Here is a 14,956-nt window from a genome sequence, read left to right on the forward strand (position 1 = left end):
TCGCGCTGCAGGCCCCAGACGTCGTTGGCAATGACGGCACCCTGGTCCAGCGCAAAGGCTGTGACCTCCGGCTTCAGGCTGTCGATGGAGACGGGCACGCCGAGCGCCACCACTTTCGCCAGCACCGGCCGCAGCCGCGCCAGTTCCTCCTCGGCCGAAATCGGCGCCATGCCGCCATAGGGACGGGTCGATTCCGCACCGATGTCGATGATGTCGCAGCCTTCGGCGATCAGGCGCCGTGCCTGCTCCAGCGCGCGGTCGGCGGCAAGGAACTGGCCGCCGTCCGAGAACGAGTCGGGCGTGACGTTCAGCACGCCCATCACAGCCGGACAGGATTTCTCCAGTAGCCCCCGCAGCAGCGGGTGCAGGCCGGGCGCAGTGTCGGCGATTTTGGAGCTTGCCGTCATGCGGTCGCTTTGCGCGGTCGCCGCATGCGAGTCAAGATGGTGCGGAATGAGGTGCGGTGGCGGGCATTTTGCAGGCGATGGCGCCGCCCCGAGCGTCAGTCCGCCTAACGGGGAATGTCTAGTACGTGATCTTGGGCTGCAGCTTGCGGGCCTGCTCGATCAACTGCTCCACGGATCTCTCCGACGGCAGCACGCGCACCAGCTTTCGCTTGGTGTTGACTTCCTTCATGTTCTGCGCGAGGCGCGCCGGATTGCGATGTGCGAGCTCGCGCACCGTGGTCACGCCGGCGGCGCGCATCAGCCCGACCTTGGCCTTGCCCATGCCGGGAATCCGCATGTAGTCGGACACGTTCGCCCACGCCAGCAATTGCTGCTCGGTGATGCCGGTCTTCGCCGACAAGGCTTTGCGGCCCTTCACGGTGCGGGCTGCTTCCAGCAATGCATCGGTGGTGCGGATGCCCTGCGATTTCAGCTTGGAGGCAGCGAAGGCCGTCATGCCTTCAATCTCGGAGATCGGGTATGTCATGATGCTCGATGTCAGGAAATGTGCTTCAGGCGAACTGGCTGAGTCCCGGTGTCTCCGCGATGATCTCGCCCATCGTCTCCGCTCCGATTGTGTCGCGGCCGAAGCGAAAAAGTTCACGTGCGATGTTTTGAATCTGCTCCATGCCGAGGCCCAGTCCCATCAGCCGCGTGCCGGCCGCCATCAGTCCGCCGCCCATCAGCCGGGCGAGGCCGGCGCTCTGATTGGAAGCGGCGATCGCGGCCTCGGCGCCCGAAATCCCGTCGATCAGCATCTGGACCTTGCCCGAAGGGCCCTCGCTGCGCAGAAAGCCCAGGATGATGCCGATGGTTTTTTCGGCCACGGCGCGGTCGATGCCGGCCTTCGAGGCCAGCAGTCCAATCAATTCGTCCATAATTTGCCCCGCCTTCAGCCGGCGAACTGCCGGCCCGGCCCGCGCTCTGAAACGAGAAACATCTTGAGCCGTGGAAAACCGAATTACAAGCGATGACGCCATCGAAGCTTCAATCGCAACGCAAGTGTTGCAGCAATGCAAGAGCCGAAGCGAAATCGGCAGGTAAATTCACTTCGCGCTTGCGCCCGCTTCGACTTTCGTCGGGAACAAAATGCGACGTCGGTTGATTCTCATCATCGGCGTCGTTTCGCAAGCGACGTTTGTTCGCCCGGAAAGTTGCACTATGATCCGGGCCGAAGCGCTCGATCGATGTTGGAAGCAGTGCGATGGCGATCTCGGATGCCCTGTTGGCGGATACCAACGAGAAGATTTTCGTCGGCAAGGGTGAGCAGCCGGCTTGGCTCACGCTCGCGCTTGGCAACCACCACGGCCTGGTGACGGGCGCGACCGGCACCGGAAAAACCGTCTCGCTGCAGGTCATGGCCGAGGGATTTGCCCGCGCCGGGGTCCCGGTTTTCGCCGCCGACATCAAGGGCGATCTCTCCGGCATCGCAGAGGCAGGCAAGGCGAGCGACTTTATCGCCAAACGGGCGGCCGAGATCGGGCTTGCCTATCAGCCCGATCAGTTTTCCACGATATTCTGGGACGTGTTCGGCGAGCAGGGCCATCCGGTGCGCGCGACCGTCACCGAGATGGGTCCGCTATTACTTTCGCGCATGCTTGATCTGAACGACGTGCAGGAGGGCGTGCTCAACGTCGCCTTCCGCGTCGCCGACGACAACGGCCTGACGCTGATCGACATGAAGGATCTGCGCGCGCTGTTGGATGCCATCGTTCCCGACCCCGGCAAGAAGAAGGCCGACGGCGGCAGCGATCCGCTCGCCGATATCCGGAAGGCGGCGCAGGGTTTTGGCAACGTCACCCGCGCGACTGTCGGCACCATCCAGCGCCAGCTCCTGGTGCTGGAAAACCAGGGTGGCACCAAGTTCTTCGGCGAGCCGGCGCTGACGCTGAAGGACTTCATGCGGACCGATCGCGACGGGCGCGGAATGGTCAACATCCTCGTCGCCGACAAGCTGCTGCAGAATCCGCGGCTCTACGCGACTTTCCTGCTCTGGATGTTGTCGGAATTGTTCGAGGAGCTCCCGGAGGTCGGCGATCCGCCGAAGCCCAAGCTGGTCTTCTTCTTCGATGAGGCGCATCTGTTGTTCAACGACGCGCCGAAATCGCTGATGGACAAGATCGAGCAGGTGGTGCGCCTGATCCGCTCCAAGGGCGTCGGCGTCTATTTCGTCACCCAGAACCCGATCGACGTCCCGGACCGTGTGCTCGGCCAGCTCGGTAACCGCATCCAGCATGCGCTGCGCGCCTACACGCCGCGCGACCAGAAGGCGGTCGCGGCCGCCGCCGCGACCTTCCGGCCCAACCCGAAGCTCGATACCGCGAGAGCCATCACCGAACTCGGCAAGGGCGAGGCGCTGGTGTCGTTCCTGGAAGGCAATGGCGTGCCGGCGATGGTCGAGCGCGCCTTGATCCGCCCGCCGTCGGCACGGATCGGGCCGGTCACGGCCGAGGAACGCAAGGCGATCATCGATGCGAGTCCGGTCAAGGGCAAGTATGATACCGCGGTGGACGCGGAATCCGCCTATGAGATGCTGCAGAAGCGCATCGCCGGGACGGCAGCGCCGGCGGGTGGCGGCTCGAGCGGCGGCATTCTCGGCCAGATCGGCGCGTGGGCGGCCTCGATATTCGGCACCAATGTCAAGCACGGCCGGCTGTCGACCGGGCAACTGATCGCGCGCAATATCGCGCGCTCGGTCACCGACAAGGTGATCGGCGGGGCAGCGGCCAATGTCGGCAGGGATGTCGGCGGCTCGCTGGGCGGTTCGATCGGCCGCTCGCTGGTCCGCGGCGCGCTGGGCGGCCTGTTGCGCCGGGGCTGACTAGCTCGCGGGCGGCAAGGGCGGTACAAGCAGGTGGCCGAACCCCGCAAACCAGGGAACCCCGAATGTCCGACGCCTCCAAGCTCAACGCCGTCCTCGACAGGATCGATGCCGATTTCGACAACAGCCTGGAGCGGTTGTTCGCGCTGTTGCGGATCAAGTCGATCTCGGCCGATCCGGCCTTCGCCGGCGACTGCAAGGCGGCGGCCGACCATCTCGCGAAGGATATCTCCAGCATCGGCTTCGCAGCCGACGTCCGGCCGACCAGGGGGCATCCCGCAATCGTTGCCAAGAGCAACGGCGGCGGGGCACGCCCGCGCGTGCTGTTCTACGGCCACTACGACGTGCAGCCGGTCGATCCACTCGATCTCTGGCACCGCCCTCCGTTCGAGCCCGTCGTGACCGACCATGCCGACGGACGCAAGATCATCGTCGCGCGCGGCGCCGAGGACGACAAGGGCCAGCTCATGACCTTCGTCGAGGCGTGCCGCGCCTGGAAGCACGCCACTGGCGCGCTGCCGCTCGACGTCACGCTGCTGATCGAAGGCGAAGAGGAGATCGGCTCCAAGAATTTCGTGCCGTTCCTGGAGGAGAACAAGCACGAGCTCGCGGCCGATTATGCGCTGGTCTGTGATACCGGCATGTGGGACCCGAATACCCCCGCGATCACGACCGCATTGCGCGGGCTGGTCTATGAGGAGATCAAGATCAAGGCCGCCAGCCGCGACCTGCATTCGGGCGTATTCGGCGGTGGCGCGCAGAACCCGATCCGCGTGCTGACCAGGATTCTGGGCGGCCTGTTCGACGACAATAACCGCATCACCATTCCCGGCTTCTATGACGGGGTGAAGGACCTGCCGCCGGACATCCTGGCGCAGTGGAAGAAGCTCAATCTCTCGGCGGAAACCTTCCTGAAGCCGATCGGGCTGTCGATCCCTGCCGGCGAGAAGGACCGCCTCCTGATCGAGCAGATTTCCTCGCGGCCGACCTGCGACGTCAACGGCATCGTTGGCGGCTATATCGGCGAAGGCTCGAAGACCGTGATCCCGGCGCAGGCCTCGGCAAAGGTCTCGTTCCGCCTCGTCGAGGGGCAGGATCCTGCGAAGATCCGAAAGGCCTTCCGCGACTATGTGTCCGCGCAGATTCCCGGCGACTGCAAGGTCGAGTTCGGCGATCATTCCAGCGCGCCCGCGATCGCGCTCGACTGGAACATGAAGCCGCTCGCGGCCGCCAAGCAGGCGCTCACCGACGAATGGGGCAGGGAGGCGCTGCTGATCGGCTCCGGCGCCTCGATCCCGATCGTCGCCGACTTCAAGAAGACGCTCGGTCTCGATTCGCTGCTGGTCGGTTTCGGCCTCGACGACGACAACATCCATTCGCCGAACGAGAAGTACGACCTGAAGAGCTACCACAAGGGCATCCGCTCGTGGGCGCGCATCCTCGCCGCGCTCGCGGAGTTGCCGCGCTGATCGACGGTCGTCATCGCATCTTTCATGGCGCCGCTTAACGTGCCTTTCAGAACTCTCCGGCGAACTACGGCTTGCCGGCCGGCCGTCTCTGATTTTTTCGGCGCGTATACGTGCTTCGCTAAAATTCGACGGGACAATAAAGCTCGACAGCAAGACATCGCGGCGAAGGTCGTCCCACTTTGGTGCGCGGCCCTGCGCACGATCATGTCTTGAAGGATGAGCTTTTCCCCCATGTCGAAGTTGCGAAGCAATCATGGAAGTCAAGCCGAGAACGCAAGCGATGATTTCGGCTCTTGCGGGTCGGACGTTTCGTTCATCGGCCGCGGCGGTGCGCAGGCCCCGGTCGTATGGTTTGGACCGTCTGCGCCGGACTCGCAGCTCGTGCCGCAGGCGGCGCCGGCGGAGAGCTTTCCCGTCATCAGCGCAACGCTCACTTCGTCCACCGTGTCGACGTCCGCCAGCACGTCTCCGATCGCGCCCTCCGGCGGGTCGTCCGCGACACCCAAGACGGCGAGTGTGTCTGCGTTGCCGTCCTGGATCAGCTCGCTGTCGACGGCCTCGATCGCCGCCGACATGGCGGCTGCCGATGTCAACGGCACGGTGAGCTATGCGGGGCTCACCAAGCTCTTCAACGATCTCGACGCGACGCTCGCCAATGGCAACGCCAAGCTCACCGCCGCGCAATTCGCCGACCTGAAGACCATCGCCGCCAATCTCAACAACGGCATGTCGGCCTCCACCTACCTGACCAGCATCACCCAGTCGCTGGTGAACGGCAGCGCCGCCAACGCCACCTGGACCGGCGGCGGCGCAAGCTCGACGGCGCTCGGCAATCTTGCCGCAGGAGCCTCCGCGACCCAGCTTTCGGAGTTGATCGGCAAGTGGTTCATGGGCACCGATCTGCCGTCCTCGAAGGTGACGATGAGCGGTGCCGGCACCTTCTCGGTGTCCTATTCCACCTCGTCGAGCCCGCTGTTCGGTTCGGGCGGCCCGAGCATGAACGACATCAACCAGGGCTATCTCGGCGACTGCTACCTGCTGGCGAGCCTCGCCGAGGTCGCCAAGGAGAATTCGAGCGTCATCACCTCGATGTTCACCTCGAACGGCAACAATACCTACGGCGTGAAGTTCTACGTCAACGGCGTGGCGCAATATGTCACCGTCAACAACGCGCTCGCCAACGGCGGCACCATCTTCAACTCGGGCGCCGACATCTGGGCGAGCCTGGCCGAGAAGGGATATGCGCAGCTCCAGGCCAGTGGCGTGGTGACGGGGAATTCCATCAACTACGGCAACTCCTGGTCGACCATCGGCAATGGCGGCGCGCCGGAGATGGCGCTGGAGGAAATCACCGGCGCCTCGGCCATCACGGATTTCTACGCCAATGGCGGCTCCTGGGCGAAGGCGGTCTACAATTCCTCGTTCGGCGTCACGGGCTACAACACCGGCAACTCGACCGCGAGCGTGCTGTCGACCATCATCGCCGATCTCGCGGCGGGCGACGACATCATGCTGTCGTCGAGGACGAATGCGAAGGACTCGTCCGGCAGGGTCACGCTGGTCGCCAATCACGCGATGTCGATCTACGGCTACGACAGCAGCACCGGCATGCTGATGGTGCGCAATCCCTGGGGTACCGAGAGCGGGCAATATTGGGCCACGACCTTCGAGGTCAGCCTCGCCACGCTGCTCGCCGCCGGGGATACCATCACCATCGACAATATCGGGCAGGGCGGCAAGCCGGCCGGCCCTTCTGCGCCGGTGCTATCGGCGCAGACCGCGGCGCAGACCTGGAAGCAGGGCCAGGCCGTCAATTTCAAGCTCGCCGCCAACACCTTCACCGATCCGCAGGGCAGCCAGCTCACCTATGCGGCGGCACTTGCGAGCGGCGCGGCGTTGCCGTCCTGGCTGACCTTCAACGCCCAGACCGGGACTTTCACGGGAACGGTTCCCGTCAATGCCGCGGGCCTCTCCATCAAGGTCACCGCGACGGACGTCTATGGATTGTCGACGTCCGAGACCTTCGCGGTCACGACGCCGCTGCCGTCGGCGCCAACCGTGACGGCGCAGACCGCGACACAGAGCTGGAAGACCGGTCAGGTCGTCAACTTCGCACTGGCGCAAAACACCTTCACCGATCCGCAGGGCGAGGCGATGACCTACACGGCCACGCTGTCGAACGGCGCGGCGCTGCCGACCTGGCTGAAGTTCAACGCATCGACCGAGACCTTCACGGGCACGGCGCCGTCGACGGCGACGTCGCTGAGCATCAAGGTCACGGCCACCGACGCCGGCGGCGTATCCGCTTCCGAGACCTTTGCCGTGAACGTGACCAAGGCGGCATCGAGCTTCGTCCAGGCGATCGCTTCGCTGTCGGATGGTGGCGGCATGCATGCCGCGTTCAATCCGCAGGTGAGCTCGAACCCGCAGACACTGTCCTCGCCGCTCGGCTGATCCGCCTGGCTCCGCAAGAACCACAGCCGTTCCGGTGGCGCCGGGACGGCTGTGACACGAGGGGTTAAGCATCCGACTTAACGCGGTTACAACGCCAAGCCGGTTTGCTGCCCGCATGGGCTGATGTGGATTGGGGGAAACGGCCGTCGATGCGTGCATGTACGGACCAAGGTGCGTGGTCGCTCGCGCTGGCGCTGCATCTGCTCGGCGTCGTCGCTGATCCCGGCAGAATCCAGCATGAGGCCGGCAAATCCGGCGCGCTCGGGGTCGACGATCTGCTGCGCGCGGCCGCGCGCTTTCCAATCAAAGCCAGGGCCGTCAGCTCGACGGTCGCGCGGCTGAGGCGAACACCGCTGCCTGCTCTCGCCGTCCTGCGGTCCGGCGGCTTCGTCGTGATCGGCAAGGTCACCGAAGACGGCGTGCTCATTCAAGGCATGGACGATCCCGCGCCGAGGCTTCTGAGCCTCGCCGCTTTCGACGGCGAGTGGGACGGCCGCCTGATCCTGATCGCGAAGCGCGCCAGTCTTTCGGATACCGCGCGGCGGTTCGATCTCGGCTGGTTCGTGGGCGCAATGCGCAAGTACCGCAGCATCCTGCCCGAGGTGCTGATCGCCTCCTTCGTGATCCAGCTCTTCGGGCTTGCGACGCCGATGATCTTCCAGACGGTGATCGACAAGGTGCTCGTTCACCGCGGCCTGTCGACGCTGGAGGTGATGGTCGCGGGGCTGGCGCTGATCGCGGTCTTCGAAGCGGTGCTGTCGGGCCTGCGCAGCTACCTGTTCTCGCACACCTCCAACCGGATCGATGTCGAGCTCGGCGCGCGGGTGTTCCACCATTTGATGCGGCTGCCGCTGGCCTATTTTGAGAGCCGCCGCGTCGGCGACAGTGTCGCTCGGGTGCGCGAGCTTGAGACCATTCGCCAGTTCATCACATCCTCCTCGATCACGCTCGTGCTCGATCTCGCGTTCTGCGCCGTGTTCCTGGGCGTCATGTTCCTCTACAGCGCGACGCTGGCGTTCATCGTCTGCGCTGCGCTGCCGCTCTACGCGCTGCTGTCGGTCGCGACGACGCCGGCGTTCCGGCGCCGGCTCGACGAGAAGTTTCGCCGCGGCGCCGAGAACCAGGCGTTTCTGGTCGAGAGCGTCACCGGGGTCGAGACCATCAAGGCGATGGCGGTCGAGCCGCAGATGCAGAGACGCTGGGAAGAGCAGCTCGCCGCCTATGTCGGCGCCTCCTTTTCCGTGTCCCAGGTCGGCAACTGGGCGACGCAGGTGTCGAACCTGCTCAACAAGGGTGTCGGCGCGCTGACCCTGCTGCTCGGCGCCGGGCTCGTCATCGCCAACAGGATGACGGTCGGCGAACTCGTCGCCTTCAACATGCTGGCTTCCCAGGTTTCGGGGCCGGTGCTGCGGCTGGTGCAGGTCTGGCAGGATTTCCACCAGGTGCGGCTGTCGGTCGAGCGGCTCGGCGACATCCTCAACACGCCGGTCGAGGCGCATGGCGTGAGCGCGCAGGCGAGCCAGGCGAGCATCGAGGGCGCGATCGAATTCGAGCGCGTTACCTTCCGCTACGGCGTCAACACGCAGCCGGTGCTCCGCGACGTCAGTTTGCGAATTCCGGTGGGGCAGGTGGTCGGCATCGTCGGCCCGTCGGGCTCGGGCAAGAGTACCATCGCCAAGCTGGCGCAGCGGCTGTACCAGCCGGAGGCCGGACGGGTGCTGATCGACGGCATCGACACCGCCGTGCTCGATCCGTCCTGGCTGCGCCGGCAGGTCGGCGTGGTCCTGCAGGAGAACATCCTGTTCAACCGCTCGGTGCGTGAGAACATCGCGCTGGCCGACCCGGCCTTGCCGATGGCGCAGGTGATCGCCGCGGCGCGGCTCGCCGGCGCACACGACTTCATCTGCCGGATGCCGCAAGGCTACGATACCGTGATCGGCGAGCGCGGCGTGTCGTTGTCCGGCGGGCAGCGCCAGCGCGTCGCGATCGCACGCGCCCTGATCGGCGACCCCCGCATCCTGATCTTCGACGAGGCGACCTCCGCGCTCGACTATGAATCCGAGAGCATCATCCAGAACAACATGCGCGACATCGTCGGAGGCCGCACCGTCCTGATCATCGCGCACCGGCTTTCGACCGTGCGCAGCGCCGACCGCATCCTGACCATCGAGAACGGGACGATCGTCGAGGACGGCACGCACGAGCAACTGGTCGAGGGCGAGGGCCGGTACGCCGCGCTGCACCGGATCCAGGCCGTGGGACGCTAAAGGACATCATGCCGATGCTGCGCCTCGTCACCTTCAGCCAGGCTTCGCGCGAGCGCGAATTCCTGCCGGCGGCGCTGGAGATCACCGAGACGCCGCCCAATCCGCTCGGCCGTCTGAGCGCGTTGTTGCTCGCGCTGGTCGTGCTCGCCGCATTGGGCTGGTCGGTCATCGGCAAGGTGGACATCGTGGCAGTCGCCGGCGGCAAGCTCGTCCCGCATTTGCGCACCCAGGTGGTGCAGCCGTTCGAGACGGCGAGCGTCGCCGCGGTGCTGGTCTCGCCCGGCCAGCACGTCGTCGCCGGTGATCCCCTGATCAGGCTCGACAAGACCGCGGCGCTGGCCGAGCGCGAGAAGGCACAGAACGACCTTGTCGCCGCGAGACTCGATGAGTTGCGGCTGGCGGCCTTCCTGGACGGCGCGACGACGGCGGCGTTTGATCAGGTCGGGGACGCAACTCCGCTCGACCGCACCCGCGCGCAGGCGCAATTGTCGGCGCAGACTGCCATGCAGGAAAGCCGGCTCGCCAGCCTCGCGCAGGAGCGGGCGCAGCATGTCGCCGATCGCGAGGCGCAGCGGCAGACCTTGGCGAAGATCGGGGCGACGTTGCCGATGGTGGCCGAGCGTGCCGACATCCGCACCCGTGCGAGCGAGATCGGCTATGCCTCCGTGATCGCCAAGCTGGAGAGCCAGCAGCTCCTGATCGAGACCCGCGCGGAGCTCAAGGTCACGCAGTCGAAGATCGCTTCGCTCGATGCGGCGATTGCCGGCCTCGACGACAAGATCGTCGCCACCGGTGCCGAGATCCGCACCAGTGCGATGAGCGAGCTCGCCAAGGCGCGCGAGCGCGCGAACGCGGCGGCGGAGGCGCTCGCCAAGGCCTCGCGGCGTGCCAGCCTGCAGACCCTGCGCGCACCGATCGACGGCACGGTGCAGCAGATGCACGTTCTGACCGTCGGCGCGGTCGTGACGCCCGCGCAGCAACTGCTGTCGGTCGTGCCCGACAATGATCATGTCGAGGTTGAGGCCGTGCTGGAGAATCGCGACATCGGCTTCGTGGAGGCCGGCCAGCGCGTCGAGCTCAAGGTCGAGGCGTTTCCGTTCACGCGCTATGGCCTGCTCGGTGGCGAGGTCATCTCGATCGACCGGGACGCCGAGGCTGCGCCCGTCAATGCGGCGGGAACCCAAGGCACGCAGCGCCTCGCGGACGAGACCGATCGGATCGAGGCCAGCGAGAGGCTGCGCTACACCGTGCGCATCGCCGTCGAGCCCGGCAGCTTCGATGTCGATGGACGCGAAGCGGTGCTCTTGCCGGGCATGTCGGTCAAGGCCGAGATCTTGACCGGCAAGCGCCGCATCATCGATTTCCTGCTGGCGCCCTTGCGCGAGCACCTGCACGACGCCATGCGGGAGCGATAGAGCAGCCGCTCAACCCATCCACAACCCCCACGCAAAAACGCCGCCCGGGATTGGACGGCGTTTGATCTCAGCGTGTAGAGGGTGTGTGGGTGCCTTGTAGCGCAGCACGCTGGATTCGTCCATCGCATTCGTGCGGCGTCATTCCACCGGATACGGTCCATCGCCGAACGTGCGGTCGTGGTAGCCCTTGGCCCCGGTGACGCGCGCCAGCGCGCTCAGGACATCGCCGCCGGCCGCGAGCCGCGCGATCACGCCGGCGAAATCATGCCGCGGCTGCCAGCCGAGCTCGGCACGCGCCCTGTCGTTGACATAGACCCGCTCGATGCCGGGCAGCATCCGCCAGCCGCGGCGCGCATATTCGGCTTCATAGGCCGGCACGAGGCGGCGGACCACGTCCGGTGCGCCGTTGCGCAGCGCGACAGCGTCCGCGCGCGAAAATGGCGTGGTGGCGCTGATGATGTATTTCGCAAAACCGAGCGACCGGGCTCGTTCGGCCGCGCGCAGATGTGCACTCACGACGTCCTCGATGTCGACCCGGCGATACAGGAACTCGTTGGCCTTGAGATTCGCGTCGGCATATGCCTCGCGCGCGGCGCGGTCATCGTCCGCCTCGCGGAAGAACCGCGACGTCCTGAGCACGATCGCCGGCAGCGCGTGGTTGCGCGCGAACAGCTGGCAGAGGTCTTCCGCTGCCTGCTTGGTAACGCCGTAGATGTTCTTCGGCACCGGCGTTGTGTCCTCCGTCACCCAGGCCGCCGGCTGGCCTGCCGGCGGGCGCAGCGCATCGCCGAACACGCTGGTGGTGCTGGTGTAGACGAAGGCGCGAACCCCACCTGCTGCGGCCTCCTCGAGCAGGTTGAGCGTGCCCGTGACGTTGACGTCGACGAAGGCCTGCCGGGTGTGGGTCGCGACATGCGGCTTGTGCAGCGTCGCCGCGTGCAGCACGGTGCTGACGCCGTCCATGACGTCGCGCAGAAAGGCGCGATCGGTGATCGAACCGACGCGATCGGTGAAGGCGCCCGGGCGGACGTCGATGCCCACCGCCTGGTGGCGCTGCGCCCGGAGGGCGCGCACCAGCGCCTCGCCGAGATGGCCGGAACTGCCGGTGACCAGGACTGTCACGGTACACCCTCGTGCAGCAACTTCGGATCGGTCCGCTTCAGGGCGGCGGAATTGCAAACAGGCTGGAGATGCTGCGGCCGCGGATGTCGTAGACGCGGGCGTAGACGACATCGTCGCGCTTGATTTCGATCAGCACCGGCGCCGGCAGGCCCTTGCAGTAGAACTCGCCGAGCGTCATGGCGAAGTCGGCGCCGTGGCTGTCCCAGCCATTGGTGAAATCGGGGCCGAGCGCGACCTGGGCCGGGCGCTGCGGGCCGCACACCGCGACCCGCCATTTGCGGCCCGCCGGCGGCACCTCGTGCTTCTCGGCAAGCTGCTCGCGCAGGCCTTCGCCGGCCTGCTTGAAGGCCAGCCCCCAATAATCCAGCATGAAGCGGTAGTCAGCGCCGCGCACCGTGCCCGCGATGTGGTTGAAGTGCGTGTATTGATAGGGATGCAGCCGGATCATCTCGCCGAGCGGCAGCAGCAGGCCGAAGAGGAAGAGGCCAAGCGCCGCCGGCTGCCAGCCGCGGCGGTTCTCGCGCATCCAGCTCATTGCCCACGAGAACGCCAGCCCGCCCAGTACGGTCATCGGCGGAATCACGAAGATGAAATGCCGGATGCCGTTGTAGAGCGCCGGCCGCTTCACTATCGCGATCAGGAGTGGCAGGGTCGCCGCCAGTGTCAGCATCAAGAGAATGGTCTTGCGGCGGGGATCGACCTCGCGGCGGCCCACCATCAGCACGGCCGCGACGACGCCGGCGATCGCCAGCGCCAGCAGCACTTCCGGCATCTGCAGCGCGAACAGCGTCGGCAAATAGGACCAGGGCATGTCGGGCACGGACACCAGCGCGCCGTCGAACATCTCCTTCCAGGGCTTCTCGAAGAAGTGCGAGAAATAGGTCGCCGCCAGGAACGGATTGCCGGGCTTGATGATCGACCAGGGCCAGATCAGCCCCATGACGAGGTAGCCGAGCACGAGTCCCGGCACCAGCACGTAGAGCACGTGGACGAAGCGATGCGCCGCTTCACGCGCGCCCTGGGTGTGGATGTCCTCGACGAACATCGGAATGAAACCCGCCACCGCGTAGAGCAGCGCCAGGCCGCCGAGAACCCGCGAGCCGAGCGACAGGCCGGCGCCGAGACCGACGATCAGGATGGTGCGCGGCGAGGGATGCGGATATTCCTCGGCGAGCCGCACCAGCCCGAGCATCAGGATTACCATCGCCACCGCGAATGGCGCATCCTTCGGATTCATGAACATGTGCCCGTAGAAGGTCGGGCACAGCGCGAGCAGCAGCAGAGCTGCAAGTCCGGCCAGCGGCCCGCCGACGCGCCGGGCGAGCCGCCATGTCGCCGCGAGCCCGATCACGCCGACCGCAGCGCCGAGCAGGCGGCGTGTCTCGAACAGCTCCAGCGGAATGATCTTGTGCAGCAGCGCCGCGGCCATATCGAAGCCGCCGCCATACATGTAGAGATTGGCAAAGGAGAGCGCGCCGGTGTCCTTGAAGCCGGACTCGTACATGCGCAGCAGGAGATCGGCGTACTCGGCATGGGTGTAGTCGTCCCAGCCGAGGCCGTAATCGCGGAAGGTGAGGGCTGCGATCAATGCCACGGCGGCCAGCACGGCCAGGGCAAGATCGTCATATGTCCGCTCCACCGAGCGCCGCGATGGCGTATCGATGGCGGAAGTCGTAATGGATGACATAGCTATTGGTAACCCGGCGTCCTTAAATAGAGGTCCCCGCTGGCGCTTTTGGGCCTCAATCCCCGGCTTCCATATAGCGCATGTTCCCTCTTCAGGTAATTGGCAATTGTGGCGCAAATTGCCGCTGGTGCCACAATGAAAGGGTTATGAATGGCTGTTCATCGTGCCAGCGAGCAGCCCATAGAGATTAGGTAAGTTACGGATTATACTTCATTTTGAGAGTAGGTCGTGAGATTGGCGGTTGGCGGGACGCGCAATATGGCGGTATCGTGGCGACGTCGCCTGCAGGCGTTGCAGGCGCGGTCCCGAGGATGGGTTCGATGGTCATCGTCTTGGTAATTGCCGGGATTGGCGCGATTTTGGCTGGCCTTGTGGCGATTCTGTATGGGGTCGCGCTGGAGCTCAGCCTGGGCAACAGCCTGATCGTTGCCGGCACGATCGGGGCCAGCTCAGGTCTGCTGCTGCTCGGTCTTGCCGTGGTGCTTGGTCAGCTGAAAGGCATCGCGCGCCTGCTGGCACAACCCGCGGTCCGCGAAGGGCGCGGTCGTTCGTCGACACCTGCGATGGCTGACGAGGACGATTTCGAGTTTACCGAGAAGCAGCCACGGCCGGCCGGCCGCGCCCGCGGCGGCCCGGCGCCGGGGCCGCCATCCTTGCCGGCTTCGTCGTCGTGGCCGGAGGAAACGCCGCCGCGCAGGCGGCAGGATGAATCGCAGGAAAGCGAGTCCGAATTGGCGTCGGCGGCCAAGCCGCGGCGCAACCTGCTGTTCGCCTCGGCCTCGCGCAAGGAGCGGGATCGGGCCCAGGCGCGCTCCGCCGGGCCGTCGCCGCCCGATCCGCTCGGACCGCCGCTCGCCGCCGATGCCGGCGACACCTCGCCGACGAGCCTGGAGGACGCCTGGCTGAAGATGGACCGGTCGCGCCCCGCGGAGCCGCCGCCGCGCCGCAGCAACCGGATGCCGCTCGCCGAGACCGATGCCGGCGCCGCGCGGGGCACCCCCCGTACGGATCAACCGGGCGTCACCGTGCTCAAGTCGGGCGTGGTCGACGGCATGGCCTACTCGCTCTATTCCGACGGGTCGATCGAGGCGCAGATGCCGGAGGGCATGATGCGCTTCGCCTCGCTCGACGAGTTGACGGCGCATATCGAGCGGCGCGCGTGAGGGGTACTGCGCGACGTGCCGTCCCCGATCATCGTCCACGCCTATTTGACACGTGATGCCTGCGTGCCGACGGAGCCGGATGCTATCCTGCCGCGCGGAAAACTGGCACGAT

The 14,956-nt window shown here is 66.0% G+C and carries 12 protein-coding genes; 6 read left to right on the forward strand and 6 right to left on the reverse strand.

From position 1 onward, the window contains the following. The 3 genes from JOY90_RS19975 to JOY90_RS19985 form a co-directional block, all read right to left on the reverse strand. The coding region (locus JOY90_RS19975; protein ID WP_291692830.1) for a dihydropteroate synthase at positions 1 to 407 on the reverse strand (407 nt) is incomplete at its 3' end. A gap of 118 nt (positions 408 to 525) precedes the next feature. Beyond that, the gene (locus tag JOY90_RS19980) at positions 526 to 933 is read right to left on the reverse strand and encodes a DUF4332 domain-containing protein (RefSeq protein ID WP_291692831.1); all 408 of its coding nucleotides are present in this window, start codon (positions 931 to 933) and stop codon (positions 526 to 528) included. Positions 934 to 958: 25 nt separating this feature from the next. Further along, positions 959 to 1,324, reverse strand: coding sequence for a DUF2267 domain-containing protein (locus JOY90_RS19985; RefSeq protein WP_291692841.1), 366 nt, complete (start codon positions 1,322 to 1,324; stop codon positions 959 to 961). Between the two features lie 326 nt (positions 1,325 to 1,650). Here JOY90_RS19985 and JOY90_RS19990 point away from each other — a divergent pair, with 326 nt between their 5' ends. Both JOY90_RS19990 and JOY90_RS19995 read left to right on the forward strand, forming a co-directional pair. Continuing rightward, positions 1,651 to 3,267, forward strand: a complete 1,617-nt coding sequence (locus tag JOY90_RS19990) for a helicase HerA-like domain-containing protein (protein ID WP_291692832.1) — start codon at positions 1,651 to 1,653, stop codon at positions 3,265 to 3,267. Positions 3,268 to 3,332: 65 nt separating this feature from the next. Then, positions 3,333 to 4,736 carry a M20/M25/M40 family metallo-hydrolase gene (locus tag JOY90_RS19995; protein WP_291692833.1) on the forward strand — a complete coding sequence of 468 codons (1,404 nt, stop codon included), beginning with the start codon at positions 3,333 to 3,335 and terminating at the stop codon, positions 4,734 to 4,736. A gap of 260 nt (positions 4,737 to 4,996) precedes the next feature. Here the strand turns inward: JOY90_RS19995 and JOY90_RS20000 are convergent, their stop codons facing one another. Continuing rightward, positions 4,997 to 5,311 carry a hypothetical protein gene (locus tag JOY90_RS20000; RefSeq protein WP_291692834.1) on the reverse strand — a complete coding sequence of 105 codons (315 nt, stop codon included), beginning with the start codon at positions 5,309 to 5,311 and terminating at the stop codon, positions 4,997 to 4,999. On the opposite strand from JOY90_RS20000, the gene JOY90_RS20005 reads away from it, so the two are divergent. From JOY90_RS20005 to JOY90_RS20015, 3 genes are all read left to right on the forward strand, one after another. Then, positions 5,310 to 7,190 carry a putative Ig domain-containing protein gene (locus JOY90_RS20005; protein WP_291692835.1) on the forward strand — a complete coding sequence of 627 codons (1,881 nt, stop codon included), beginning with the start codon at positions 5,310 to 5,312 and terminating at the stop codon, positions 7,188 to 7,190. The two genes, JOY90_RS20000 and JOY90_RS20005, sit on opposite strands and share 2 nt — an antisense overlap. Positions 7,191 to 7,339: 149 nt before the next feature. Next, the gene (locus tag JOY90_RS20010; protein WP_291692836.1) at positions 7,340 to 9,457 is read left to right on the forward strand and encodes a type I secretion system permease/ATPase; all 2,118 of its coding nucleotides are present in this window, start codon (positions 7,340 to 7,342) and stop codon (positions 9,455 to 9,457) included. Between the two features lie 8 nt (positions 9,458 to 9,465). Beyond that, a complete protein-coding gene (locus tag JOY90_RS20015) occupies positions 9,466 to 10,872 on the forward strand; it encodes an HlyD family type I secretion periplasmic adaptor subunit (protein WP_291692837.1) in 1,407 nt (468 codons plus the stop codon). A gap of 138 nt (positions 10,873 to 11,010) precedes the next feature. Here the strand turns inward: JOY90_RS20015 and JOY90_RS20020 are convergent, their stop codons facing one another. Beyond that, positions 11,011 to 11,994, reverse strand: coding sequence for an NAD(P)-dependent oxidoreductase (locus tag JOY90_RS20020; protein WP_291692838.1), 984 nt, complete (start codon positions 11,992 to 11,994; stop codon positions 11,011 to 11,013). 37 nt (positions 11,995 to 12,031) lie between these two features. Next, positions 12,032 to 13,681 carry a glycosyltransferase family 39 protein gene (locus JOY90_RS20025; RefSeq protein ID WP_291692839.1) on the reverse strand — a complete coding sequence of 550 codons (1,650 nt, stop codon included), beginning with the start codon at positions 13,679 to 13,681 and terminating at the stop codon, positions 12,032 to 12,034. Positions 13,682 to 14,001: 320 nt separating this feature from the next. On the opposite strand from JOY90_RS20025, the gene JOY90_RS20030 reads away from it, so the two are divergent. After that, positions 14,002 to 14,844: a DUF308 domain-containing protein gene (locus JOY90_RS20030; protein WP_291692840.1), complete on the forward strand. Its 843-nt coding sequence runs from the start codon at positions 14,002 to 14,004 to the stop codon at positions 14,842 to 14,844. Positions 14,845 to 14,956: the final 112 nt, after the last annotated feature.

The organism is Bradyrhizobium sp. (assembly GCF_019242285.1).
In the GTDB taxonomy this organism is placed as follows: domain Bacteria; phylum Pseudomonadota; class Alphaproteobacteria; order Rhizobiales; family Xanthobacteraceae; genus Bradyrhizobium.